The 23,810-nt window shown below is 65.7% G+C and carries 25 protein-coding genes and 1 riboswitch; of the genes, 16 read left to right on the plus strand and 9 right to left on the minus strand.

Features of this window, described 5'->3' with window-relative positions; genetic code table 11:
• The first annotated feature begins 49 nt into the window (after positions 1-49).
• Positions 50-1,591 carry an amino acid permease gene (locus AC5RUM_RS04900; protein WP_494033904.1) on the plus strand — a complete coding sequence of 514 codons (1,542 nt, stop codon included), beginning with the start codon at positions 50-52 and terminating at the stop codon, positions 1,589-1,591.
• Complete coding sequence (locus tag AC5RUM_RS04905) at positions 1,588-3,330, plus strand: flavin monoamine oxidase family protein (RefSeq protein WP_494033905.1); 1,743 nt, start codon at positions 1,588-1,590, stop codon at positions 3,328-3,330. Before AC5RUM_RS04900 ends, AC5RUM_RS04905 begins: the two co-directional genes overlap by 4 nt.
• A 10-nt stretch (positions 3,331-3,340) precedes the next feature.
• On the opposite strand, the gene AC5RUM_RS04910 is transcribed toward AC5RUM_RS04905, so the two are convergent.
• The 4 genes from AC5RUM_RS04910 to purU are packed head-to-tail and all read right to left on the minus strand — an operon-like array spanning position 3,341 to position 5,904.
• A complete protein-coding gene (locus AC5RUM_RS04910) occupies positions 3,341-3,862 on the minus strand; it encodes a gamma carbonic anhydrase family protein (RefSeq protein WP_494033906.1) in 522 nt (173 codons plus the stop codon).
• 35 nt (positions 3,863-3,897) lie between these two features.
• The gene (locus tag AC5RUM_RS04915) at positions 3,898-4,257 is read right to left on the minus strand and encodes a class I SAM-dependent methyltransferase (protein ID WP_494033907.1); all 360 of its coding nucleotides are present in this window, start codon (positions 4,255-4,257) and stop codon (positions 3,898-3,900) included.
• A 55-nt stretch (positions 4,258-4,312) separates the two neighbouring features.
• Positions 4,313-5,011, minus strand: a complete 699-nt coding sequence (locus AC5RUM_RS04920) for a class I SAM-dependent methyltransferase (RefSeq protein WP_494033908.1) — start codon at positions 5,009-5,011, stop codon at positions 4,313-4,315.
• Positions 5,012-5,043: 32 nt separating this feature from the next.
• Positions 5,044-5,904 carry a formyltetrahydrofolate deformylase gene (gene purU, locus AC5RUM_RS04925; protein ID WP_494033909.1) on the minus strand — a complete coding sequence of 287 codons (861 nt, stop codon included), beginning with the start codon at positions 5,902-5,904 and terminating at the stop codon, positions 5,044-5,046.
• A gap of 42 nt (positions 5,905-5,946) precedes the next feature.
• Positions 5,947-6,032: riboswitch (ZMP/ZTP riboswitch) on the plus strand.
• 173 nt (positions 6,033-6,205) lie between these two features.
• On the opposite strand from purU, the gene glyA reads away from it, so the two are divergent.
• The 13 genes from glyA to AC5RUM_RS04990 all read left to right on the plus strand — a co-directional run bounded on the left by glyA (position 6,206) and on the right by AC5RUM_RS04990 (position 18,071).
• Positions 6,206-7,513 (plus strand): serine hydroxymethyltransferase, encoded by a 1,308-nt coding sequence (gene glyA / locus AC5RUM_RS04930; RefSeq protein WP_494033910.1) that lies wholly within the window; start codon positions 6,206-6,208, stop codon positions 7,511-7,513.
• Between the two features lie 3 nt (positions 7,514-7,516).
• A complete protein-coding gene (locus AC5RUM_RS04935; protein ID WP_494033911.1) occupies positions 7,517-8,419 on the plus strand; it encodes a bifunctional methylenetetrahydrofolate dehydrogenase/methenyltetrahydrofolate cyclohydrolase in 903 nt (300 codons plus the stop codon).
• Positions 8,420-8,531: 112 nt separating this feature from the next.
• Positions 8,532-9,779, plus strand: a complete 1,248-nt coding sequence (locus AC5RUM_RS04940; protein WP_494033912.1) for a sensor histidine kinase — start codon at positions 8,532-8,534, stop codon at positions 9,777-9,779.
• Positions 9,776-10,441 carry a response regulator gene (locus AC5RUM_RS04945; protein WP_494033913.1) on the plus strand — a complete coding sequence of 222 codons (666 nt, stop codon included), beginning with the start codon at positions 9,776-9,778 and terminating at the stop codon, positions 10,439-10,441. The genes AC5RUM_RS04940 and AC5RUM_RS04945 overlap by 4 nt, the downstream gene beginning before the upstream one ends.
• Positions 10,442-10,651: 210 nt before the next feature.
• On the plus strand, positions 10,652-10,951 hold the full coding sequence (locus AC5RUM_RS04950) for an SHOCT domain-containing protein (RefSeq protein WP_494033914.1): 300 nt from the start codon (positions 10,652-10,654) through the stop codon (positions 10,949-10,951).
• A 139-nt stretch (positions 10,952-11,090) separates the two neighbouring features.
• Positions 11,091-12,044, plus strand: coding sequence for an ABC transporter ATP-binding protein (locus AC5RUM_RS04955; RefSeq protein ID WP_494034202.1), 954 nt, complete (start codon positions 11,091-11,093; stop codon positions 12,042-12,044).
• Positions 12,037-12,927, plus strand: coding sequence for an ABC transporter permease (locus AC5RUM_RS04960; RefSeq protein WP_494033915.1), 891 nt, complete (start codon positions 12,037-12,039; stop codon positions 12,925-12,927). Before AC5RUM_RS04955 ends, AC5RUM_RS04960 begins: the two co-directional genes overlap by 8 nt.
• Complete coding sequence (locus tag AC5RUM_RS04965; protein WP_494033916.1) at positions 12,924-13,757, plus strand: ABC transporter permease; 834 nt, start codon at positions 12,924-12,926, stop codon at positions 13,755-13,757. Before AC5RUM_RS04960 ends, AC5RUM_RS04965 begins: the two co-directional genes overlap by 4 nt.
• A gap of 59 nt (positions 13,758-13,816) precedes the next feature.
• A complete protein-coding gene (locus AC5RUM_RS04970; RefSeq protein ID WP_400578195.1) occupies positions 13,817-14,380 on the plus strand; it encodes a hypothetical protein in 564 nt (187 codons plus the stop codon).
• 10 nt (positions 14,381-14,390) lie between these two features.
• Complete coding sequence (locus tag AC5RUM_RS04975; protein ID WP_494033917.1) at positions 14,391-15,224, plus strand: exodeoxyribonuclease III; 834 nt, start codon at positions 14,391-14,393, stop codon at positions 15,222-15,224.
• A 19-nt stretch (positions 15,225-15,243) separates the two neighbouring features.
• Positions 15,244-16,353: a tryptophan--tRNA ligase gene (trpS, locus tag AC5RUM_RS04980; protein ID WP_494033918.1), complete on the plus strand. Its 1,110-nt coding sequence runs from the start codon at positions 15,244-15,246 to the stop codon at positions 16,351-16,353.
• A gap of 4 nt (positions 16,354-16,357) precedes the next feature.
• Positions 16,358-16,966, plus strand: coding sequence for a 2'-5' RNA ligase family protein (locus tag AC5RUM_RS04985; RefSeq protein WP_494033919.1), 609 nt, complete (start codon positions 16,358-16,360; stop codon positions 16,964-16,966).
• 37 nt (positions 16,967-17,003) lie between these two features.
• Positions 17,004-18,071 carry a YihY/virulence factor BrkB family protein gene (locus AC5RUM_RS04990; RefSeq protein ID WP_494034203.1) on the plus strand — a complete coding sequence of 356 codons (1,068 nt, stop codon included), beginning with the start codon at positions 17,004-17,006 and terminating at the stop codon, positions 18,069-18,071.
• Here the strand turns inward: AC5RUM_RS04990 and AC5RUM_RS04995 are convergent.
• The 5 genes from AC5RUM_RS04995 to sdhC form a co-directional block, all read right to left on the minus strand.
• Entirely contained in the window at positions 18,028-18,798 is a 771-nt protein-coding gene (locus AC5RUM_RS04995) for an alpha/beta hydrolase family protein (protein WP_494033920.1), read from the minus strand. The genes AC5RUM_RS04990 and AC5RUM_RS04995 overlap by 44 nt on opposite strands.
• A 104-nt stretch (positions 18,799-18,902) precedes the next feature.
• Positions 18,903-19,685, minus strand: a complete 783-nt coding sequence (locus tag AC5RUM_RS05000; protein ID WP_400578187.1) for a succinate dehydrogenase iron-sulfur subunit — start codon at positions 19,683-19,685, stop codon at positions 18,903-18,905.
• Between the two features lies 1 nt (position 19,686).
• Positions 19,687-21,489, minus strand: a complete 1,803-nt coding sequence (gene sdhA, locus AC5RUM_RS05005) for a succinate dehydrogenase flavoprotein subunit (protein WP_494033921.1) — start codon at positions 21,487-21,489, stop codon at positions 19,687-19,689.
• 102 nt (positions 21,490-21,591) lie between these two features.
• Positions 21,592-22,056, minus strand: a complete 465-nt coding sequence (locus AC5RUM_RS05010) for a succinate dehydrogenase hydrophobic membrane anchor subunit (protein ID WP_494033922.1) — start codon at positions 22,054-22,056, stop codon at positions 21,592-21,594.
• A 3-nt stretch (positions 22,057-22,059) separates the two neighbouring features.
• Entirely contained in the window at positions 22,060-22,440 is a 381-nt protein-coding gene (gene sdhC, locus AC5RUM_RS05015; RefSeq protein WP_400479818.1) for a succinate dehydrogenase, cytochrome b556 subunit, read from the minus strand.
• A gap of 232 nt (positions 22,441-22,672) precedes the next feature.
• Between sdhC and AC5RUM_RS05020 the strand changes: the two genes are divergently transcribed.
• The gene (locus AC5RUM_RS05020) at positions 22,673-23,806 is read left to right on the plus strand and encodes a mannose-1-phosphate guanylyltransferase (RefSeq protein WP_494033923.1); all 1,134 of its coding nucleotides are present in this window, start codon (positions 22,673-22,675) and stop codon (positions 23,804-23,806) included.
• The last annotated feature ends 4 nt before the right edge of the window (positions 23,807-23,810 follow it).

Below are 23,810 nucleotides of genomic sequence, written 5' to 3' on the forward strand. Positions count from 1 at the left end.
TAAGCTGGGGCGAGGGGAAACGACAACTACTCACGAACGGACGTCAACGATGACTGTGCCCACCTACACAGAACAGCGGCCGGCACCGCCGGCTGGCCGGCCAGGCCTGGCCGCGCAGCTGCTGCGCCGCAAGCCGATCGGACAGATGGTCCATGAAGCCGAAACCGGCCACGGCGGAACCCGCCTGATCCGTAGCTTCGGCGTTTTCCAGCTGACTATGATCAGCGTCGGCGCGACACTGGGAACCGGCATCCTGGTGATCCTCGGGGAATCGGTTCCGGTGGCCGGGCCGGCCATCTGGATCTCCTTCGCCATCGCTGGACTCGCCGCACTGCTGTCGGCAGTGTCGTACGCCGAAATGGCCGGCCTGGTTCCCGTGGCCGGCTCCAGCTATTCCTACAGCTACGCCACTTTGGGCGAGGGCATGGCCTGGATCTGTGGCTGGTGCCTCGTGCTCGAATACGCCGTGTCGGTCGCGGCCGTGGCAGTTGGCGCCGGCCAGTACGTGAACGAGTCCCTGGCGGTCTTCGGCCAGATCCTGCCCGATGCCATCACCCAGCCGCCCGGAGATGGCGGCGTCGTGAACATCCCGGCCATGATCATCGTGCTCTTCGCCATGATCCTGCTGGTTCGGGGCGCCAAGGAAAGCGCTTGGATTAATACCGCCATCGTCGTGGTCAAGGTGGGAATCCTGGTCTTCTTCTGCGCAGTGGCCTTCACCGCCTTCAGCGCCGGCAACTTTGAGCCGCTCCTGCCCATGGGCGCAGCCGGTGTCTCAGCCGCCGCTTCCAGCGTCTTCTTCTCCTACATCGGCTTCGATGCGGCATCTACAGCCGGTGAGGAAGCACGCAACCCCAAGCGGGACCTGCCTCGGGCCATCATGCTCTCCATGCTGATCGTCACCACCATCTACGTCCTGGTTGCCGTGGCCGCGGTCGGCGCCCGCCCCTGGGGCTGGTTCGACGGCAATGAAGCGGCACTGGTCAAGATCCTCGAGGAAACCACCGGGCAGCCGTGGATCGCCCTGGTCTTCGCCGTCGGAGCAGTCCTTGCCATCGCCAGCATCGTGCTGACTGTCCTTTACGGCCAGACCCGCATCCTTCTCTCCATGGCCCGCGACGGGCTCATTCCCAGGATCTTCGGCAGGGTCTCCGCGAGGACCGGCACCCCGGTTGCCGGCACCCTGATTGTGGGCATCCTCGTGGCAGTCACGGCCGGCCTGGTTCCGCTTGGCGCCCTGGCTGACGCCACGAGCATCGGCACCCTTTTCGCCTTCGCGCTGGTGAACGTTGCCGTCATCTACCTCCGCCGCGTGCGTCCCGAACTCAAGCGGACCTTCACAGTCCCGCTGTTTCCGCTCACCCCCATCCTCGGGGCGCTCATGTGTGCGTACCTGATGGCGAACCTCGGGGCGGACACCTGGGTGACCTTCGGCATCTGGATGTTGGTGGGCCTCGCGGCGTACTTCGGCTATGGCCGCCGCAATTCAAGGGTGGCTTCCCTGACTCACGAGGAATACCGTGAATTGTCCCGCCGCGAAATTTCGAGCACCCCGTCAAACCCTGAAACCATGAAGGCAGAGCTTCCATGACAACCGCTACCGAATTGCCGGCGTCCGATCCGGCCAGCACGGCCACCTTCGCCCCGTCCGGCGCCGCGACGGCCGTCGCCGACAGGCTGGGCCAGGCACCCATCACCATGCTGAATCCGGACTTCCCGTTCAGCTACGACCATTACCTTGCCCACCCGGACGGGCTGGGGGCGGTACCGCCAGAGCTCTACGGCACTGAAGTGGCCGTGGTCGGCGCCGGCCTCTCCGGCCTGGTCACCGCCTATGAACTCATGAAGCTGGGGCTGCGCCCGGTGGTCTACGAGGCCGACCAGATCGGTGGCCGCCTGCGCACTGCCGGCTTCCCCTCCGCTCCCGGCGTTGTGGCGGACCTCGGCGGCATGCGCTTCCCTGTCTCCGGCAAGGCGTTCTACCACTACGTGGACCTGCTGGGCCTCGAAACCCAGGACTTCCCCAACCCATTGGCACCTGTCACTTCCAGCACCGTGATCGAACTTGCCGGGCAGAAGCACTACGCAAGCACCGCGGCGGACCTGCCGCCGTTCTTCCGGGAGGTGGCCGAGGCGTGGAAGGCTGCTGTCAACGACGGCGCCAAATTCAGCGAGATGCAGGAGGCCATCCGGGCCCGCGACACGGCCCGGATCAAGGAACTCTGGAACGAGCTCCTGCCGCTGCTGGACGAGCAGACCTTCTACGGGTTCATTGCCGCGAGTGAGTCGTTCCGGAAGGCGGGCTTCGCCCACCGCGAGGCGTTCGGCCAGGTGGGCTTCGGCACAGGAGGCTGGGACACGGACTTCCCCAACTCCATCCTGGAAATCCTGCGCGTCGTCTATACAGACGCCGACGACCAGCACCGTCTTATTGCCGGGGGAGCGCAACGGCTCCCCGAAGCACTGTGGCACCACACGCCGTCGGGCATGGCCCACTGGCCGGAAGGGACGTCCCTGGCGTCACTGCACTCCGGCTCCCCGCGGGGAGCCGTGGACCGGATCGGCCGCGACGCGAACGGCGACCTGCGCATCCGCGAGCGGTGGGGGCGCGAATCGGCTTACCCGGCCGTAGTGACCACGTGCCAGTCGTGGCTGCTGTCCACGCGCATCCACACCGAAGAGGCGCTGTTCCCCGCCGAACTGTGGACGGCGATCGAGCGCTCGCACTACATGCAGTCATCCAAAACCTTCGTGATGGTGGACCGGCCGTTCTGGAAGGACATCGATCCCGCCACTGGCCGCGAAACCATGTCCATGACACTGACGGACCGCCTGAACCGCGCCACCTACCTGCTGGACAACGGCCCGGACAAGCCCGCCGTGATCCTGCTGTCCTACACCTGGAACGACGACGCGCTGAAATGGCTCGCGCTCGACGCGGACCAGCGGGTTGAACTGATGCTGCACTCGCTGGAACAGATCTACCCGACCGTCGACATTGCCAGCCACATCGTGGGACAGCCCATCACCGTTTCGTGGGAAGCGGACCCCAACTTCATGGGCGCGTTCAAGGCGAACCTGCCCGGGCACTACCGCTACCAGCAGCGGCTTTTCACCCACTTCAAGCAGGACAAGCTGCCGGAGGCGCAGCGCGGAATCTTCCTGGCCGGCGACGACATCTCGTTCACTGCGGGCTGGGCCGAGGGTGCCGTGACGACCGGACTCAACGCGGTCTGGGGCGTCGTGAACCACCTCGGCGGTTCATCGTCCGCCGCGAATCCGGGCCCGGGCGACGTCCTCGACGCACTTGGGCCGATCAGCCTCGACTAGCCGTCAGCGGTCAGCCCGCGTGGACCTCGCGGTGCGCCTGCGCGAGGTCACGGTAGTGTGCCGCGTTGCGCTTCACGCCGTCGAACTCCTCATCAGTGAGTTCCCGGCGCACCTTGGCGGGGACCCCGGCCACGAGGGAGCGCGGCGGAACCACGGTGCCTTCCAGCACCACGGCGCCGGCCGCCACGAGCGAGCCGGCGCCGATCACCGCACCGTTGAGGATGGTGGCGCTCATTCCGATGAGGCAGTCGTCCTCAACGGTGCAGCCGTGAACCACCGCGCTGTGCCCGACGCTGACCCGCGCCCCGACGCTGCAGGGGAAGCCCGGGTCGGCGTGCAGCACCACGTTGTCCTGCAGGTTGCTGCCGGTGCCGACCGTGATAGCGGCCGTGTCCGCCCGCACGGAGACGCCGTAGAACGCGCTGGCGTCCTCGGCGAGCGAGGCGCGTCCGATGATGGACGCGGTCGGCGCAACGAAGACGGAGGGGTGGATGTCCGGCGTGTCGCCGGCGAAAGGGAAGATGGGAGCCATGCCCCCAGCCTAAGACACAGCGGTGACGGCGGATCTCAGGGGAGCGCGACGGCGATCGGCGCGCCCGGTTCTGCCACCCGCTCAAGCTCCCGCACGACGTCGTCAGCCTGGTCCGCGGTGAGGCCCGCCAGTGACTCGACCGCCCAGACGGCCGGGAAGGTGTTGTCCGCGAAGGGCAGGCGTGCGGGCTCCGCCACCGAGACGCTGAGGCGGCGGGCGACGGCATAGCGGACATTCCCGTCGTAGGGGTCAACGCCCGTGTAGTGGATCCCGGCCTGGACAAACCTGAGGCCGTCGTCGCCAGGGCCGCAGCACACATCCAGGACGGCGTGCCGCCCCTGGGACTTGAGCAGGGCGATGAAGGGCTCCAGCGCAGTATCGGTGAGCAGAGGCATCGTGTTATCCAGTGTCAGTTAAAACACTGCCGCTGGGAACCTCAGGCCGCTGCTGTCAGTCCGCGCCCGCAGCAGAGTTGGGCCGCGGAGCCCGGAGGATCAGGAATTGGTAATGCTGCGTCCAGTGGCCGGCGCCAGGACCTGACTCGGCGCCGGTGCCTTCCGGCCACGTGACAAATTCCTCAATCTCGCCGTGCCGGCCGAAGATCTGCCGCAGCGCGGCGTCACTTCGGCGGCTGAAAAAGCGCGGCGGCCGGATCTGGTCCTCGGGGTTTAACACCTCTTCGTCCTCCCCGGACCAAAGGCCGACGGCGATCGGCGCACCCGGCGCGGCCACCCGCACGAGTTCACGGACGACGTCGTCGATGTCCCGGTTGGGGATGTGCAGCAGCGTGCTCATGCTCCACAGTGCAGGGAACGCGCCGTCGGCGAAGGGAAGGTTCCGGACGCTGGCAACCGAGACGTTCAGGCCCTTGGCTGTGGCGATCCGCACCTGCTCTTCGGACAGGTCAATGCCGGTGTAGCGGATACCCGCCTGGACGAACCTCAGCCCGTCGAGCCCTGAACCGGTGCCGATTTCCAGCAGGGCGTGCCGGCCCTCGGCCTTCAGCCGGGCGATGAATCGCTCCCGCTGCTCGGCACGCTGTGGCGTCAGGGGATGCTCGGGGTGCAGGACCGCGCGCTGGTTGTAGAACGCGGCCAGCCTGTCCTCGCCGCTGTCCTGCGGGGCGGGGTCGTCCCCGGCCAGCGCCACGTCCTGCTCCCCGGATCCTGTTTCCGCGGACGTTAGTTGAAAACCACGGTCCGGTTGCCGTCCAGGAGCACCCGGTGCTCGGCGTGCCACTGCACCGCCTGGGCGAGCGTCCGGCCTTCAACGTCGCGGCCCATCTGCACGAACTGCTCCGGGGTGCGGGCGTGGTCCACGCGGATCACTTCCTGCTCAATGATGGGGCCTTCATCCAGCGCTGCGGTGACGTAGTGTGCGGTGGCCCCGATCAGCTTCACGCCGCGTGCATGGGCCTGGTGGTAGGGCTTGGCACCCTTGAAGGACGGCAGGAAGGAGTGGTGGATGTTGATGGCCTTGCCGGTCAGCTCCCTGCACAGATCGTCCGAGATGATCTGCATGTAGCGGGCCAGTACGGTCAGCTCAATGCCTTCCTCGGCGATGATCTTCCGCAGCTGGTCCTCGGCCTGGGCCTTGGTCTCGGGCGTCACGGGAATGTAGTGGAACGGGATTCCATAGAACTCTGCGAGCCCGGCCAGGTCATTGTGGTTGGAGACGATGGCCGGAACGTCGATCGGCAGGGTGCCGGAGCGCTGCAGGAACAGCAGGTCGTTCAGGCAGTGCGCGGATTTACTGGCCATGAGCAGGGTGCGGACCTTCTGGCCCACCGGATGCAGGCTCCACTGCATGCCGAAGGCCTCAGCGACTGGCTCCAGGGCAGCCTGGACCTCGGCCCGGGCGGCGGACGTGGTCGCCTCAACACGCATGAAAAAGGTTCCGGTGGACTGGCTGCCGTACTGCTGGGAATCCGTAATATTGCAGCCCGCTACGAGCAGGGCGCCGGCCACGGCATGGACAATTCCGGGGCGGTCCGGGCAGGACAGGGTAATCACGTACGCTTTGGCGGGCTGGTCTTCAATCACGAAGAACAGCCTACCCGCGCCGAGGGCGGGCTTTTGGTAGTCTGGTGGGGTCGCAACTGGCGTTGGGTGGCTAACCACCAGGGAGCGGCAATCACGAAGACCACGGATCGTACGCCTGGGCCGAGGGTCATGTTTTGCCGGTTGAGCACTGCGTTTCCTGAGGTGCGCGGTCTCCCGGGTGCGCTGCGGCGCCCCGCACGGAGGAGTTTTGGGACTGCCCGGAACTGTCATCCAGGGGCGGAGCTGCGCCCCAGCCGGTAGCCTGACCTTAGCAGTGCCCATCCCTAGCCAGGAGTTCTTCGTGACTACTTCACCGACTTCCGTCAGCACTTCCGCCACCGTTAGCAACCAGCCGCTGGCTGAACTCGACCCCGAGATCGCCGCAGTCCTGGACCAGGAGCTCGGCCGCCAGCGCGGCACCCTGGAAATGATTGCCTCCGAAAACTTCGCGCCGCGCGCCGTGATGGAAGCCCAGGGCTCCGTCCTGACCAACAAGTACGCCGAGGGCTACCCGGGCCGCCGCTACTACGGCGGCTGCGAATACGTCGACATCGCTGAGCAGCTCGCGATCGACCGCGTGAAGAACCTGTTCGGTGCTGAATACGCCAACGTCCAGCCGCACTCCGGCGCGCAGGCCAACGCTGCAGCACTCTCTGCCATGATCACCCCAGGCGACAAGATCCTGGGCCTGTCCCTGGCGCACGGCGGCCACCTGACGCACGGCATGAAGCTGAACTTCTCCGGCAAGCTCTACAACGTCGCTGCCTACCAGGTTGAAGAGGACAACTTCCGCATCGACATGGACAAGCTGCGCGAGCAGGCCATCGCCGAAAAGCCGCAGGTCATCATCGCCGGCTGGTCCGCGTACCCGCGCCACCTCGACTTCGCAGCCTTCCGCTCCATTGCCGATGAAGTGGGTGCGCTCCTGTGGACGGACATGGCGCACTTCGCCGGCCTCGTAGCCGCAGGACTGCACCCGAGCCCGGTGCCGCACTCCGACGTCGTCACCTCCACCGTGCACAAGACCCTCGCCGGCCCGCGCTCCGGTGTGATCCTGGCCAAGCAAGAGTGGGCCAAGAAGCTCAACTCCAACGTCTTCCCCGGCCAGCAGGGCGGGCCGCTCATGCACGTCATCGCAGCAAAGGCCGTGGCCTTCAAGATCGCCGGCAGCGCCGAGTTCAAGGAGCGCCAGGAACGCGTCCTCGAGGGCGCCAAGATCATCGCCGACCGCCTTAACCAGTCCGACGTCGCCGAGGCCGGCGTCTCGGTCCTGACCGGCGGCACCGACGTGCACCTGGTCCTGGTGGACCTGCGCAACTCGCAACTCGACGGCCAGCAGGCCGAAGACCTCCTGCACTCCGTGGGCATCACCGTCAACCGCAACGCCGTGCCGTTCGACCCCCGCCCGCCGATGGTCACCTCCGGCCTGCGCATCGGCACCCCGGCGCTGGCAACCCGCGGTTTTGGTGCCCAGGAATTCACCGAGGTGGCCGAGATCATCGCCACCGCGCTGAAGGCCGGCTCCGCCACCGATGTGGAAGCCCTGCAGGCACGTGTGGACAAGCTCGCCGCCGACTTCCCGCTGTACCCGCAGCACGAGCAGTGGTAACCCATGGCCGCTGACACCACCAAAACCGCACAGGTCCTTGACGGCAGGGCAACCGCCGCTGCCATCAAGGCCGAGCTGACCGAACGCGTGGCCGCACTCAAGGCCAAGGGTGTCACGCCGGGACTGGGCACCATCCTCGTCGGTTCCGATCCAGGCAGTGTCTGGTACGTGGGCGGCAAGCACAAGGACTGCGCCGAGGTGGGCATCAACTCCATCCGCCGCGACCTGCCCGAGGAAACCACCCAGGACGAGCTCCTGGCCGTGGTCCGCGAGCTGAACGGGAACCCGGAGTGCACCGGCTACATCGTCCAGCTGCCGCTGCCCAAGCACATCGACCAGGACGTCATCCTGGAGGCCATGGATCCCGACAAGGACGCCGACGGCCTGCACCCGATGAACCTGGGCCGGCTCGTGGCCAACATCAGCGGACCCATGAAGTCCCCGCTGCCCTGCACACCGAAGGGCTGCGTGGAGCTGCTGACCCGCCACGGAATCGACCTCAAGGGCAAGCGCGTCCTCGTGGTGGGCCGCGGAGTCACGATCGGCCGTCCGGTGGGCCTCCTGCTCACTCGCAAGGACGTCAACGCCACCGTGGTCCTGGCCCACACCGGCACCGTTGACCTGGCCGCCGAACTCCGGCAGGCCGACGTCGTGATCGCCGCGGCGGGCTCGCCGCACATGATCAAGGCGGAGGACCTGAAGCCGGGTGCCATAGTGCTCGACGTCGGCGTCAGCCGCGTGGACGACGGTACCGGCAGGGCGGTGGTCACCGGAGACGTGCACCCCGACGCTGCCGACGTCGCCGCCTGGCTGTCCCCGAACCCCGGCGGCGTAGGCCCGATGACCCGGGCCATGCTGCTGGCCAATGTGGTGGAAAGCGCCGAACGCCAGGCAGGCCTCGCGTAGCCTCTCAGGCCTCGCCTAACAGCACCACCGTAGGGCGACTACTCCTGCTGGAGTAGTCGCCCTACGCCGTTAAGCAGACGACGATCAGCGCGCCCGCGGCTACGCTCGGATAATGCAGCGCCGTTTCGGAGGACCGCCCACCGCCTTCATCGTGATCGCGGCGGCAGTCTTCCAGGTTGTCGGCACCGTCTTCGCTTCGGCCCGGCAGCCGGACCACCGGCCGCTGGATGCCCTCGCCTTCGCCTTGCTGCTGCTCGGGCCTTCCGCGTTGTCGCTGCGGCGGCGCGCCCCGCTGGTCATGCTTCCGGTGGCGGCCCTGGCCGTTGCCGCCTATCTGGCGCTCGGCTATCCGTGGGGCCCGGTGTTCCTGTCCCTGGCGCTCGCCATCGTGTTCTCGGCTGCTGCCGGTAAACGCTGGCAGACGTGGACCGTGGTCGGCGTCTGCGCTGCCGTGCTGGTGGCGGGATCATTGACGGGCGGGGATGACGCCTCCCTGATCCGGGCCTTCGCCGGAACATCGTGGTTGGTTATCCTCGTCCTGCTGGGGGAAGGTGCCCGGCTGCGCGGCGAGCGGGTGGCCGAACGACGCCGTCAGCAGGAAGCGCGGGAGCAGGCCGCGCGGGACGAGTACCGGCTCGCGCTCGCGCGGAACATCCACGACGTCGTGGCGCATTCGCTGTCCCTGATAAACGTCCGCGCCTCGGTGGCGCTGCACCTGGGGGAGAAGGACCCGGACCAGTTCCGTCCGGCACTGGAGGCGATCAAGGCGGCGAGCAAGGAATCCCTGGCCGAGATCCGCCATCTCTTGGGCGTCCTGCGCGACGATGCGCCGCTGGACCCTGCGCGTTTGAGTCCCGCCCGTTCGAGTCCTGACCCGCTCAGTCCCGCCGCCGCCGTGGACTTCACGCCGCCCAGCCCGGCACCGCCGCGGCTGAACCGGATTGCCTGGCTCGTGGACAGCGCCCGGAACGTAGGCCTGGACGTGACGCTGATCCAGCCGCCTCCGGACGTCTCGCGGCGCCTTCCGGAGGCGGTGCAGGAAGCGGCCTACCGGATCGTCCAGGAGTCCCTGACAAATGTGCTGCGGCACGCCGGAGCGCGGAAGGCCGCCGTCGTCCTTGCCGTTGAGGCTCAGGAGTCTGCGACGGAGACCGGCAGCGAACGGCTCGCCGTGACAATTGACGACGACGGCGCTGGCGCCACCGGAGTGCCCGAAGGGAACGGCGTGACGGGAATGCGGGAACGGGCGGCGGCCGTGGGCGGCACGCTGGAGCTCGCGCCGCTGAACCCGGGCTGGCGGGTCCGGGCTATCCTGCCGGTGCCCGCCCTGCCACTGCCGGAGGGGAAGGGCCGGCCATGATCCGCGTCCTGCTGGCCGACGACCAGAACCTCATCCGCGCAGGCTTCCGCGCGCTGCTGAACGCCGAACCGGACATGGCCGTGGTGGCTGAGTGCGGGACGGGCCGCGATGCCGTGCGCCTGGCGGCCCGCGAGCATCCTGACGTGGTGCTGATGGACATCCGCATGCCCGAGGGGGACGGGCTGGAGGCCACGCGGCAGATCATGGCCGCGAAGGATCTGGCAGGCACACGGATCATCATCCTGACCACTTTTGAACTGGACGAATACATCGCGGAGGCGGTGCGCGCCGGGGCTGCCGGGTTCCTGGTCAAGGACACCGAACCGGAGGAGCTGCTCCGGGCTGTGCGTGTGGTCCACGACGGTGACGCCCTGCTGTCGCCGTCGGTCACCCGCCGCATCATGGCCCAGCTGGCCACGCAGTCGCGGGCGGCGAAGCCGCCGGTCTCGCTGGACCAGGTCACGGAGCGCGAACGCCAGGTCCTGCAACTTGTGGGTGAAGGCCTGAACAACGCCGAGATCGCCGAACGGCTGTTCATCACGCCGCTCACGGCCAAGACACACGTTTCCCGGATCATGACCAAGCTGCTGGTCAGGGACCGGGTGCAGCTCGTGGTGCTCGCCTACGAATCGGGGCTGGTGCGCCCGGGCTGGGCCGGCTGACGACGCAGCCGGCCGACGGCGCAGGACCCGGGTTGCGGGCGCGGACCGATTTGCCGGCGCAAGGGGAGGCATCCTGCGGGAGTAGGCGGGCCGCCCAAGGTGACTCCCGGCGGCGGACGCCCCGTCGGCGTCCAACGGCAAGACTCGTTGCAGAGCCGAAATACGGCCCTGTACCACGTACGGTCCTGAACCGAGAGATGGATTACTGAAATGCTTACCTCAATTGCCACCACCCTGGCAGCGCCAGCCGCTGAGTTGCCGGCTGGCCTCGCTGCACACGGTCCCTGGGACGGCGGCGGATTCTCGCCGTGGTTCCTGATCTTCCCGCTGTTTTGGATCCTGGTCATCGGCCTGTTTATTTTCTTCGCCAGGCGCACCTGGCGCCGGAACCACGAGTGGGCAACCGCCCGGGGCGGAGAAAGCGTCCTGCGGGAGCGCTACGCACGGGGCGAGATTGACGAGTCAGAGTACCGCGAGCGGCTTCAGGTCCTGCGCGGCGAGGGTAAATAGCGCCGGCTCACGGACTTCAGCCGCGAACTCGGAAAACGAATGGATTTTTTGAGACCGAGCTATTCCTTTGACTCCCGACGGGTATTAGCGTGATGGGGTGCCCGAACTCCACTCTTCTGAAGAAACGTCCGAAAATCCTGTGTCCAGTGAGGAATCCGGGTCTGTCCCGCGCCCGTTCGTCATCGCGGCTGAGAACCTGACCAAAACCTATGGCGACGTCACCGCCGTCGACGGCATATCCTTCAGCGTTCCCGCGGGGGAGTCCTTCGGGCTGCTGGGCCCCAACGGCGCCGGCAAGTCCACGACAATGAAGATGATCGGCGGCGTGGCCCAGCGCACCTCCGGCAGCCTGACCATCATGGGCCTTGACCCGGAACAGCACGGTCCGGAAGTCCGTGCGCACCTGGGGGTTGTGCCGCAGCAGGACAACCTGGACGAAGAGCTCAGGGTCCGTGACAACCTGCTGGTATACGGGCGATACTTCGGGCTGCCGATGAGCTACCTGCGGCCCAAGGCGGACGAACTGCTCGAATTCGCGCAGCTCACGGACAAGGCTAAATCCAAGGTTGACGCGTTGTCTGGCGGCATGAAACGGCGCCTCACGATTGCGAGGTCGCTCATCAACGAGCCCCGCATCCTCCTGCTCGACGAGCCCACTACGGGCCTTGACCCGCAGGCACGGCACATCCTATGGGACCGCCTGTTCCGGCTCAAGGAACAGGGCGTCACGCTGATCCTCACCACGCACTACATGGACGAGGCAGAGCAGCTCTGCGACCGCCTCATCGTGGTGGACAAGGGCCGGATCATGGCGGAGGGCTCGCCGGCCAGCCTGATCCGCAGCTATTCCACCCGCGAGGTCCTGGAACTGCGCTTCGGCTCGGAGCGGAACGCCAGCATCGGCCGGGAGCTCGAAGGAATAGGCGAGCGGCTGGAGACCCTCCCGGACCGTGTCCTCATCTACACGCAGGACGGCGAGGCGGCCCTGGAGGAAGTCTCCGCCCGCGGCCTGCGCCCGCTTACTTCGCTGGTGCGCCGGTCCTCGCTCGAGGATGTCTTCCTCCGGCTCACGGGCAGGAGCCTCGTTGACTGAGCCGCTTTCAGGAAAGGACCGCCTTTCAACGGACGTTCCAGGGCGTCCGACGGCGCGGCAAACTTTGCGTGCCCACTCACCGGAGGTCTCTGCCGCCAGGGCGCGGCGGTGGGGCGCCTTCTATTTCGCGGAGCAGGTCCTGCGCGTGATGAAGGGCTACGGCTGGTCCATCTTCCTGTACAGCGTGGGCCAGCCGGCTGCCTACCTGTTCGCGATGGGCGTTGGCCTGGCCACACTCGTGGAAGCCAACGCGGCGGGAGCCTTTGGCGGGGTCAGCTACCTCGTGTACATCGCTCCGGCGCTGCTCATCTCGGCCGCCGTCATGACGGCGGCCACCGAATTTACCTTTCCGGTGATGGACGGCTTCAAATGGCGCCGGGTCTACTACGGGCCACATGCCTCACCGCTGACGCCCGAGCAGATCGCTGCCGGCCAGATCATTGCCGTTACGGTGCGCTTCTTCGCCCAGTCGGTCATCTACTTTGCGATCGTGGCGCTGTTCGGTGCCTCGCCCAGCGGCTGGGGGTGGATCTCCATCCTGGTGGCCACCTTGGCGGGACTGGCCTTCGGGCTCCCGCTGATGGCATACGCCGCCACCATCAAGGACGACAAAGGCCAGTTCGCCATGGTCATGCGGTTCATCGTGATGCCGCTGTTCCTCTTTTCGGGGACGTTCTTCCCGCTGGACACGCTGCCGTTGGTGGTTCGCTGGGTTGGCTGGATTTCGCCCATCTGGCACGGGACGGAACTCGGCCGGGTCCTGAGCTACGGCTACGACGAATCCCCCGTGCTGACCATCATCCACATCGCCTTCCTGCTGGGGCTCGCCTGGTTCGGCTGGGTGCTCACCAAACGCCAATTCGTGAGGAGGATGGGGCAATGACAGTCCTGACCCAGGGCCACAGTGTCACCGAGGAGGCACGCAACAGGCATTTCGGACCGCTGTACTCGCGCAACGCCAGGGCTGTGATCGGCCGGGGGCTGATGGCCACCAAGAGCAGCAACTGGCTCGTCATGCTGTCCGGGTTCTTCGAGCCTGTGCTGTTCCTGCTGTCCATGGGCATCGGAATGGGCGCGGTGGTGGGTACGGTCCAAGGGCCGGGCGGCCAGGAGATCACCTATGCGGCCTACATCGCGCCGGCCCTGCTGGCGGTGTCGGCCATGAACGGCGCTGTGTACGACTCCACCTGGAACGTCTTCTTCAAGATGAACTTCGCCAAGCTCTACCAGGGGATGCTCTACACGTCACTGGGCCCGCTGGACGTGGCGGCGGGGGAGATCTTCCTCGCCCTCCTGCGCGGGCTTCTGTATGCCACCGGCTTCACGGCCGTAATGGGCCTCCTGGGACTCATCACCACGCCGTGGGCGCTGCTCATGATCCCGGCCTCGGTCCTCATCGCTTTCGGCTTCGCCAGCTTTGGCATGGGCATCACGAGCTTCATGAAGACCTTCCAGCAGATGGACTGGATCAACTTCATCATGCTGCCCATGTTCCTGTTCAGCGCCACGTTCTATCCGCTGAGCGTCTACCCGGAGTACATCCAGTGGCTGATCCAGGCGATGCCTCTGTGGCACGGCGTGGAGCTGCTGCGCCAGATCAGTGCGGGAGCCTTCACCCCGGCGACAGCCATCCACATCGGCTATTACCTGGTGATGATCGTGCTGGGGCTGATGCTGACCACCGCCCGGCTCCGGAGCCTGTTCCTGAAGTAGCTGTTCGCCTCCGGGGGACGCATTCCTGACCATGCCCGCAGGTTTGAGACAATGGCACCATGCAATCTCTGGGCAGCTCCAAATCTTCCTCACAGCCGGGCAGGGGCGGATTCTCCATGTTCCGCATCAGCGGTCCCGGCCTCCTCGTCCTGATCACGGCCTTCCTGGTGGCCGTCATCTTCGCGGCCAACCAGAACGACGTCGTGGGCTGGGTCGTCGCCGTCATCGCACTGTTCTGGCTCCTGCTGGCATCGTTCGTGGTGTTCAGCATCCAGAAGGCAGCCAAGAAGGCCGGAGCGAAGCTGAACGAAGCACAGAATGCCTTCAACGCGGCAGCCGGCCGTGCGCCGTCCCGCGGTTCAGCCGACCAGGGCGGAACTCGCCTGGTGAGGGAACGCGGCGAAGCCGAGGAAATCCGCGACATGAAGCTCGACCACTCCTTCAAGATCGTCCAGGTGCAGGTCCGGGTCGTCGAGCAGGAGCGGGCCAAGGGTGCCGCCGCGGACCAGGACACGATCCGCCGCGCCCTGGAGACCATCGAAATTACGGCTACCAACGCCAGGGACATGATCAAGTCCTCCGGCGGCTCGGGTGAGCCGGTGACCGGAACCATCATCGACTAGAGTGGAGCGGGTGAGCTCGGCATTGAAGAAGGACCACCTTCGCATCGCAACAGTCAACGTCAACGGCCTTCGGGCTGCCTACAAGAAGGGCATGGCGGAGTGGCTGGCGGACCGTGAGGTGGACATCCTCACCCTGCAGGAAGTCCGTGCCCCGGACGCGATTGTCCGGAAGCTGCTGGGCGACGGGTGGCACATCCTGCACGCCGAGGCGGAGGCCAAGGGCCGCGCCGGCGTCGCCATCGCTTCCCGCGAGGAGCCCCTCGTTACCCGCGCCCACATCGGTGACGACTACTTCGCCACCGCGGGCCGCTGGGTGGAGGCGGACTTCCGGGTACGGGACGCTGCGGGCAATGCCTCACAGCTCACCGTGGTGAGCGCCTACGTGCACTCCGGTGACGTCGGGACACCCAAGCAGGTGGACAAGTACCGTTTCCTGGACGTCATGACCACGCGCCTGCCCGAACTGTCCAAGCACAGCGACCATGCCCTGGTCACCGGTGACCTGAATGTCGGCCACACCGAGCTGGACATCAAGAACTGGAAGGGCAACGTCAAACGTGCCGGCTTCCTGCCCGAGGAGCGCGCCTACTTCGACCGCTTCTTCGGCGAGGAAATCGGCTGGAAGGATGTCCACAGGGGCCTGGCGGGCAACGTCAACGGCCCCTACACCTGGTGGTCCCAGCGCGGCCAGGCCTTTGACAACGACTCTGGCTGGCGCATCGATTACCACATGGCCACCCCCGCCCTCGCCGCCGCAGCTGTTTCGGCGGTCGTGGACCGGGCGCCCTCGTGGGACACCCGTTTCTCTGACCATGCACCGCTGGTAGTGGACTACCGGCTCTAGTCTTAAGGCCTCCGACAGAATGACCTCCACCCCCATCGTGACCGATTCCGCAGCCTCCGAAGAGCCTGATGCCGCCGCCAGCCTCCAGCAGGAGACCGGGACGGGGCAGGACACCGGAATCCGCCACCGCATCCTGTCGGGGATGCAGCCCTCCGCGGACTCGCTGCACCTCGGCAACTATCTGGGCGCCCTCGTCAACTGGGTGCGGATGCAGGAAGAGTACGACGCCATCTTCTTCATCCCGGACCTGCACGCCATCACCGTTCCGCAGGACCCGGCCGAACTGGCGCACCGCACCCGCGTCACGGCCGCCCAGTACATCGCCGGCGGAGTGGACGTGGACAAGTGCACCCTGTTCGTCCAGTCCCAGGTGCCCGAGCACGCGCAGCTGGCATGGATCCTGAACTGCATCACGGGCTTCGGCGAGGCCTCCCGCATGACGCAGTTCAAGGACAAGGCACTGAGGCAGGGCTCGGACCACGCCAGCGTCGGTCTGTTTACCTACCCCATCCTGCAGGCCGCGGACATCCTGCTGTACCAGCCGCACGGTGTCCCCGTCGGCGAGGACCAGCGCCAGCACGTGGAGCTCAGCCGCGATCTCGCAACCCGGTTCAACACCCGCTTCGGCCAGACCTTCACTGTACCCAAGCCCTTCATCCAGAAGGAGTCTGCCAAGATCTACGATCTGCAGCAGCCCACCTCCAAGATGTCCAAGTCTGCTGAATCGCCGGCCGGCCTGATCAACCTGCTCGACGAGCCCAAGGTCACGGCCAAGCGGATCAAGTCCGCGGTGACCGACGCCGAAACCGAGATCCGTTTCGACCGCGAAACCAAGCCGGGCGTTTCCAACCTGCTGACCATCTACTCGGTCATCACCGGCCAGAGCGTGGAGCAGCTCGTGGCGGCCTATGAAGGGAAAATGTACGGCCACCTTAAAGTGGACCTGGCCGAAGTCGTGACTGAGCGCCTGACGCCTATCCGCAACCGCGCCAACGAACTGCTCGCAGACCCGGCAGAGCTGGACCGACTCCTGGCACACGGGGCGGACAAGGCCCGCGAAATTGCCTCGGCCACCCTCAAGGACGTCTACGCCAAGACCGGCTTCCTTCCATACGCTGGAGCCCGCTAAGCCGATGCCCGTTCCGAAGCCTGCCAACAGCGACGCCAGCGACGGGATGAGCCTTGGGGTCATTCTGGGCTTCCCGCCTGGAATCGCAGAGGAACTGCAGCGGTGGCGGGCGTCCTTCGGGGACCCCATGGCCACGGTCATTCCGGCGCACATTACCCTCGTCACCACCACACCCACCCAGGACTGGGAGGCCGCACGGAACCACGTGCGTGAAGTGGCGCGAACGCAAGCACCATTCATGGTCACCATCGCCGGCACCGGCTCGTTCCGGCCGGTTTCCCCGGTGGTCTTCATCAACGTGGAGGAAGGATTCGAGGAGTGCGTCGAGCTGCACGAAAAACTGCAGACCGGCCCCTTGGAACGCGAGCTGCCGTTCGCCTACCACCCCCACGTGACCGTCGCGCACGACGTTGCCCCGGAAAGCCTGGATGAGGCCGAAACGGTCCTGAAAGACTACAGAGCAACCTTCCCCGTGGTTAGCATGGGACTTTACGAGCACGATGCTGACGGCATTTGGCAGCTACGGGAAGAGCTTGACTTTGGTACCGAACCTGACGACGAACGGGAGCAGCTCCGAGCAGCCGAAGCTGGCGGGGCCACCACTTCCCACTGAGCATGCCCGCCTGAAGCTGGAGGTCATCCGCAAGAAGGTGGAGTGGGGCAAGGCCCGCAGATCCGGCAAGGGCACGGTGCCCCAACTCATGGCCATGTTCCAGTGGTTGCTCGCTCGGCTGAACGCTTTGCGGCCCATGCGCGCATGGCAGCACTACAACCTCCAACACGGCCCGCTGATGAGCGCCGGCATCGGCTTCAACATGTTCTTTTCCATTACTGGCCTGCTGGCAACCGGGTTCTCCATCGCAGGCCTCGTGCTCCGCGGCCAGCCCGCACTCCTCGACCGCATCATTGCGACAGTGGCAGAAAGCGCGCCCGGTCTGCTCAAGGTTAACGGCGGCCGGGGCCTGGTTGACCCCAGGGACCTCCTGAACCCCGAGGGGCTGGGGTGGACGGCGGTAATCGCCGCCATCATCACCATCATCACCTCATTGCGCTGGATCAACGGTATTCGCGACGGTCTGCGCGGTGTCATGATGCTGGCTCCGCTGCAGCTCAACCCTGTGGTTCTGAAACTGCACGATGCCGGTACGTTGCTGCTGCTTGGCGTTGCCCTGGTGATCAGCTCCGGAGCGTCCCTTGTATTCGGAACGGCCGCCAATTGGCTCATCGGGCTCCTCACGCTCGACCCGGCTGTTGCCGGTCCCGTGGCAGGCGTGGTCAAGATTGCCGTGCCGCTGCTGCTCAACTGGGTCACAGCGCTGATTATGTTCCGCCTGGCAGCGGAACTGAAACTGTCCCGCCGGGCGTTGCTCGAGGGAACCATTCTCGCCGGGGTGGGCACGGCCGTGCTCCAGGTCTTCAGCACCGAACTGTTGGCCGGTGCGGGACGCAACCCCATCCTGGCCCCGTTCGCCATCATCATCGGGCTGCTCATCTGGTTTTACCTGGTGAGCCAGGTATATCTCGTAGCCGCGGCCTGGTCTGCCATCCGCGAGGAGGATCTGAAGACCGCGACTCCGGCAGCGAAGACCCCCGGCTGGGGACCACGGCAGGTGCAGCCTGGGAAAACGCCGGTCGAGAATCACCACACTGTCGAACGTCCCCGCCCGGCGGGGGTCACCGCCCCGCGTCGAGGTACTGATCGGCCCACGCCGCGATAATCTTCGCGGCCCTGGCCGCCTGGCCCTTGCCGGTCAACAGGTGGTCGCTGCCTTCGAGGGACACGAAGTTCCGCGGGTGGCGGGCGGTCTGGAAGATGCTGCTGGCATTCTCGATTCCCACGGTGTTGTCGGTGGGGGAGTGCAGCACCATCAGGGGCTTGTGCAGCCGCTTGATGCAGTCGGTGAGGTCGGCGTTCTCGAGATCTTCGACGAAGTGCCGGCGGATCTCCACGCGCTTGCCGCCTAGATCAACCTCCGCGCTGCCTTCGCTGAGGATTTTATCCAGGGCGGCGTCGAAGACATGGGCAACGTGCTTGGGTGAAAACGGGGCGGCGACGGTGGCAACGGCGTCGAGCTCCGGAATCTCAGAGGCTGCAGCGAGCACGGCGGCGCCGCCGAAGGAGTGCCCGACCAGCAGGGAAATCGGCTTCCCCTCGGCCCGCATGAACTCGGCCGCCTTGACTGTGTCAGCCACCTTGTGGCTGAACGAGCCCTCGGACCAAAATCCCGCGGAATCCCCGAGCCCCAGGTTGTCGAAGCGCAGCATGCCCACGCCGTTATCCGCCAGCGCCTTGCACATCCGGGACGCGGACGGGCTGTCCTTGCCCAGGGTGAACCCGTGCGAGAACACGCCCCAGCCCTTCACCGGGCCTTCCGGCACGTCGATGATGCCGGAGAGCAATTCGCCGGTGGAACCTTCGAAACTGACTTTTTCGGAGCGGGACACCGCGTCCCCTTTCGTGAGTGGCTGTCTGGAGTAAAACGACGACGGCGCCACACACCTGACAGGTGAGCGGCGCCGTCGGCTGCTGTTTCCGTTCGAAACGGGTGCTAGATCTTGCGGGAGAGAATTGCCTGCTTGACTTCGGCAATCGCCTGCGTGACCTGGATGCCGCGCGGGCATGCTTCGGAGCAGTTGAAGGTGGTGCGGCAGCGCCACACGCCTTCCTTGTCGTTCAGGATTTCCAGGCGCATGTCACCGGCATCATCACGGGAGTCGAAGATGAAGCGGTGGGCGTTCACGATGGCGGCCGGGCCGAAGTACTGGCCGTCGGTCCAGAACACCGGGCAGGATGAGGTGCACGCAGCACACAGGATGCACTTGGTGGTGTCATCGAAACGTTCACGGTCTTCCGCGGACTGCAGGCGTTCCTTGGTGGGCTCGTGGCCCTTGTTGATCAGGAACGGCATGACTTCGCGGAAGGACTGGAAGAACGGCTCCATGTCCACGATCAGGTCCTTTTCCACCGGCAGGCCCTTGATGGGTTCAACCGTGATGGGCTTGGACGTGTCGAGGTCCTTCAGCAGCGTCTTGCAGGCAAGGCGGTTGCGGCCGTTGATCCGCATGGCGTCGGAGCCGCAGACACCGTGCGCGCAGGACCGGCGGAAGGAGACGCTGCCGTCCACTTCCCACTTGATCTTGTGCAGGGCGTCCAGCACACGGTCCGTGCCGTACATGGTCAGCTTGAAGTCGTCCCAGCGGGCTTCCGCGGAAACCTCGGGGTCGTAGCGGCGCACACGGAGCGTGATGTCGAACGTGGGGATTTCCCCGCCGCCTCCGACGCCCGCGGGCAGTTCGATCTTGGAGGCTGGCTCAGCAAGTTCAGCGGACATTTTAGTACTTCCTCACCATCGGCTCGTAGCGCGTAAAGACAACCGGCTTGGTGGCAAGCCGAACACCGGCGATTGCCTCCTCCGCGGAACCGTCGGCCGGTGCGTGGTCTTCTTTGTACGCCATGGAATGCTTCATGAATTTTTCGTCGTCGCGGTCCGGGAAGTCCTCGCGGAAGTGGCCGCCGCGGGATTCCTCGCGGTGCAGGGCCGCGACCGTCATGACCCGTGCCAGTTCCAGCAGGAACCCGAGCTCAACGGCCTCCAGCAGGTCAAGGTTGAAGCGCTTGCCCTTGTCCTGGACGTTGATGCGCGTGTACCGCTCCTCGAAGGACTCGATGTCCCTGAGGACCTGGTTGAGCGTGTCAGCCGTGCGGAACACCTGCATGTTGGCGTCCATGGTGTCCTGCAGTTCCTTGCGGATCTGGGCCACCTTCTCGTCACCGGTGCCGTTGCGGGCGATGTTGAGAAGCTCAATCGTGTAGGCCTCCGGATCTTCCGGGAGCTCCACGAAGTCGGCCGTCTTGGCGTACTCTGCGGCGGCGATGCCGGCACGCTTGCCGAAGACGTTGATGTCCAGCAGCGAGTTGGTGCCAAGGCGGTTGGAGCCGTGGACCGAAACGCAGGCCACCTCACCGGCGGCGTAGAGGCCAGGAACCACGGTGTCGTTGTCCTGGAGGACCTCGGTGTTGATGTTCGTGGGGATGCCGCCCATGGCGTAGTGGGCTGTCGGGAAGACCGGAACCGGCTCCGTGTACGGCTCCACGCCAAGGTAGGTGCGGGCGAACTCGGTGATGTCCGGCAGCTTGGCGTCGATGTGGGCAGGCTCAAGGTGCGTCAGGTCGAGGAGGACGTAGTCCTTGTTCGGCCCGCAGCCGCGGCCTTCGCGGACTTCGTTGGCCATGGAGCGGGCCACGATGTCGCGGGGGGCAAGGTCCTTGATGGTCGGGGCATAGCGCTCCATGAAGCGCTCACCTTCGGAGTTTCGCAGGATGGCGCCTTCGCCTCGTGCGGCCTCGGAAAGCAGGATGCCCAGCCCGGCAAGGCCGGTCGGGTGGAACTGGAAGAACTCCATGTCCTCCAGCGGAATGCCGCGGCGGAAGGCGATACCCATGCCGTCCCCCGTGAGGGTGTGGGCGTTGGATGTGGTCTTGAAGACCTTGCCGGCGCCGCCGGAGGCGAACACCACGGACTTGGCCTGGAAAACGTGCAGCTCGCCGGAGGCGAGGTCGTAGGACACGACGCCGGCAACGCGCTTCTGCTTGTACGGCGTGCCGTCCTCGCGCACTGCGTCCTCTTCGACGGTGAGCAGGTCCAGGACGTAGTACTCGTTGTAGAACTCGACATTGTGCTTGACGCAGTTTTGGTACAGCGTCTGAAGGATCATGTGCCCGGTGCGGTCGGCGGCGTAGCAGGCCCGGCGGACGGGAGCCTTGCCGTGGTCGCGGGTGTGGCCGCCGAAGCGGCGCTGGTCGATCCGGCCCTCGGGTGTGCGGTTGAACGGCAGACCCATCTTCTCGAGGTCCAGCACGGCGTCGATGGCTTCTTTGGCCATGACTTCGGCGGCGTCCTGGTCAACCAGGTAGTCGCCGCCCTTGATGGTGTCGAAGGTGTGCCATTCCCAGTTGTCTTCTTCGACGTTGGCCAGGGCTGCACACATACCGCCCTGGGCCGCACCCGTGTGGGAGCGGGTGGGGTAGAGCTTGGTCAGTACTGCTGTTCGCGCACGCTGACCGGATTCGATCGCGGCGCGCATCCCGGCGCCACCGGCACCGACGATGACGACGTCGTACTTATGGACCTGCATACCAGACGCTCTTTCTCTCAAAATTCGCAATAAAACAACGGGCGGGCTGTGGCCTGCTCCGCAAACAGAAGCCCGCCGGAGGGGGCGGGCAGCCGCGGTCCGCTACGCGGGGCAGAAGCCACCGGGGAGCTGGACGCCGTCGACGACCGGGCACGGGTTGAAGGTGAAGATCACCAGGGTGCCCAGGATGATGATGACGGCGGTGGCGGTGTAGAGGACCATCTTCAGCCAGAAGCGGGTGGAGTCCTTCTCGGCGTAGTCATTGATGATGGTGCGGACGCCGTTGGTGCCGTGCAGCATGGCCAGCCAGAGCATGGCCAGGTCCCAGAACTGCCAGAACGGGTCAGCCCACTTGCCGGCAACGAAGCCGAAGTCGATGGCGTGGATGCCTTCGCCCACGAGGAGGTTAACGAAGAGGTGGCCGAAGATCAGGACAACCAGCACCACGCCGGAGAGGCGCATGAACAGCCAGGCCAGCATTTCGAAGTTGCCACGGGAACTGCCGGTCCGGCGGTACCCCGGGGCAATCTTGCCGCTGCGCGGGGACTGAATCTGTGTTGCAGTCATGGCTTAGTGACCTCCGAGTGCGAGGGACAGGTGGCGGATGGAGAAGGCCACCATCGTGACGATCCAGAGGCCGAGCACAACCCAGAGCATCTGGCGCTGGTACTTGGCGCCCTTCTTCCAGAAGTCGACGGCGATGATCCGCAGGCCGTTGAAGGCGTGGAATACGATCGCTGCGACAAGGCCCGTTTCACCCAGGGCCATCAGCGGGTTCTTGTAGGCACCGATCACCGCGGTGTAGGCCTCCGGCGACACCCTCACAAGGGAGGTGTCCAGCACGTGGACCAACAAGAAGAAAAAGATCACAACACCGGTGATGCGGTGTCCTACCCAGGACCACATGCCTTCACGGCCGCGGTACAAGGTGCCAGCTGGTTTCGTCGGCACTGAATAAACCTCCCTGCAACACAGCGGCGCTGGCACGGGATCCATGCGGGGGGAACGCCTGCTGTGAGAGCACTTGTAGCTCAGGCCTAAATCTAGGCTTCGCTCACAGCTTATTCAATTTAGGCTATCCAGCCCTTTTTTTGAGACGAAGGCCACATTTAGAGTCCTGTATTTGGGTCGTGCGGGCCGTTCGTGGTCGCGCCTTGAGGGTCGTCAGCTAAAGTAGCCCGTGATGAGTAAAGACAAAGTGACACGCCAGGATTCACCGCTCAGCCGTTTTATAGCTGTGATTCCTGCCGGCGGGGTGGGGACCCGCCTCTGGCCTCTGTCACGTGCAGCAGCTCCCAAATTCCTTCACGACCTCACCGGCTCGGGGAGCACGCTTCTGCGTGCCACCTATGACCGGCTTGAGCCCCTGGCGGGCAACCGGGTCCTCGTTGTCACCGGAAATGCCCACCGTGCGGCTGTCTGCAGCCAGCTGCCCGAAGTCGAGGACGGCGACCTCGTGCTGGAAAGCGAGCCGAAGGATTCCGGCGCCGCCATCGGCCTCGCGGCAGCCATCCTGCACCAGCGGGATCCGGACATCATCATGGGCTCTTTTGCCGCCGACCACGTGATCAGCCCCAATGACGTCTTCCAGGACGCTGTCCGGGAAGCGATCCACACGGCCGCGGCGGGCAAGATCGTCACGATCGGCATCAAGCCCACCCACCCCTCCACGGGGTTCGGCTACATCCGCTCCGGCGCTTCCCTGCACATCCCCGGCGCGCCGAGCGCGCAGGCAGTGGTGGAGTTCGTGGAAAAGCCGGACGAGGAAGTCGCCCAGCAGTACGTGGACAGCGGCGACTACGTCTGGAACGCCGGCATGTTCGTGGCGCCCGTCTCCCTCATGCTCAAGCACCTCGAGGCGAACCAGCCCGAACTGTTTAGCGGCCTGCAGGAAATCGCCGAAGCCTGGGACACGCCGAAGCGTGACGAAGTCACTGCCCGCGTATGGCCCACCCTGCCCAAGATCGCCATCGACTATGCAGTGGCCGAGCCCGCGGCGGCAGCCGGCGATGTCGCCGTCGTGCCCGGAACCTTCCGCTGGGACGACGTCGGTGACTTCGCCTCGGTGGGACGGCTCAACAGTGCCCGGGAAGTCGACGAGGTCACCGTCCTTGGCGAGGGCGCGCGCGTCTTCACCGAAAACGCCAGCGGCGTGGTGGTTTCTGACACCAAGCGTGTCATCGCGCTGATCGGGATCAAGGACGTGGTCATCGTGGACACCCCGGACGCGCTGCTGGTCACCACCAAGCAGCACTCCCAGCGGGTGAAGCAGGCCGTGGACGCGCTCAAGGCCAAAGGTGACACCGACGTTCTCTAGCAAT

This window comes from Arthrobacter sp. B2060, assembly GCF_059090445.1.

Coding starts and splice junctions, on each gene's coding strand:
- AC5RUM_RS04900 (WP_494033904.1), top strand. CDS start 50: ATGACTGTGCCCACCTACACAGAACAGCGGCCGGCACCGCCGGCTGGC.
- AC5RUM_RS04905 (WP_494033905.1), top strand. CDS start 1,588: ATGACAACCGCTACCGAATTGCCGGCGTCCGATCCGGCCAGCACGGCC.
- AC5RUM_RS04910 (WP_494033906.1), bottom strand. CDS start 3,862: ATGGCTCCCATCTTCCCTTTCGCCGGCGACACGCCGGACATCCACCCC.
- AC5RUM_RS04915 (WP_494033907.1), bottom strand. CDS start 4,257: ATGCCTCTGCTCACCGATACTGCGCTGGAGCCCTTCATCGCCCTGCTC.
- AC5RUM_RS04935 (WP_494033911.1), top strand. CDS start 7,517: ATGGCCGCTGACACCACCAAAACCGCACAGGTCCTTGACGGCAGGGCA.
- AC5RUM_RS04940 (WP_494033912.1), top strand. CDS start 8,532: ATGCAGCGCCGTTTCGGAGGACCGCCCACCGCCTTCATCGTGATCGCG.
- AC5RUM_RS04945 (WP_494033913.1), top strand. CDS start 9,776: ATGATCCGCGTCCTGCTGGCCGACGACCAGAACCTCATCCGCGCAGGC.
- AC5RUM_RS04950 (WP_494033914.1), top strand. CDS start 10,652: ATGCTTACCTCAATTGCCACCACCCTGGCAGCGCCAGCCGCTGAGTTG.
- AC5RUM_RS04965 (WP_494033916.1), top strand. CDS start 12,924: ATGACAGTCCTGACCCAGGGCCACAGTGTCACCGAGGAGGCACGCAAC.
- AC5RUM_RS04970 (WP_400578195.1), top strand. CDS start 13,817: ATGCAATCTCTGGGCAGCTCCAAATCTTCCTCACAGCCGGGCAGGGGC.
- trpS (WP_494033918.1), top strand. CDS start 15,244: ATGACCTCCACCCCCATCGTGACCGATTCCGCAGCCTCCGAAGAGCCT.
- AC5RUM_RS04985 (WP_494033919.1), top strand. CDS start 16,358: ATGCCCGTTCCGAAGCCTGCCAACAGCGACGCCAGCGACGGGATGAGC.
- AC5RUM_RS05000 (WP_400578187.1), bottom strand. CDS start 19,685: ATGTCCGCTGAACTTGCTGAGCCAGCCTCCAAGATCGAACTGCCCGCG.
- sdhA (WP_494033921.1), bottom strand. CDS start 21,489: ATGCAGGTCCATAAGTACGACGTCGTCATCGTCGGTGCCGGTGGCGCC.
- AC5RUM_RS05010 (WP_494033922.1), bottom strand. CDS start 22,056: ATGACTGCAACACAGATTCAGTCCCCGCGCAGCGGCAAGATTGCCCCG.
- AC5RUM_RS05020 (WP_494033923.1), top strand. CDS start 22,673: ATGAGTAAAGACAAAGTGACACGCCAGGATTCACCGCTCAGCCGTTTT.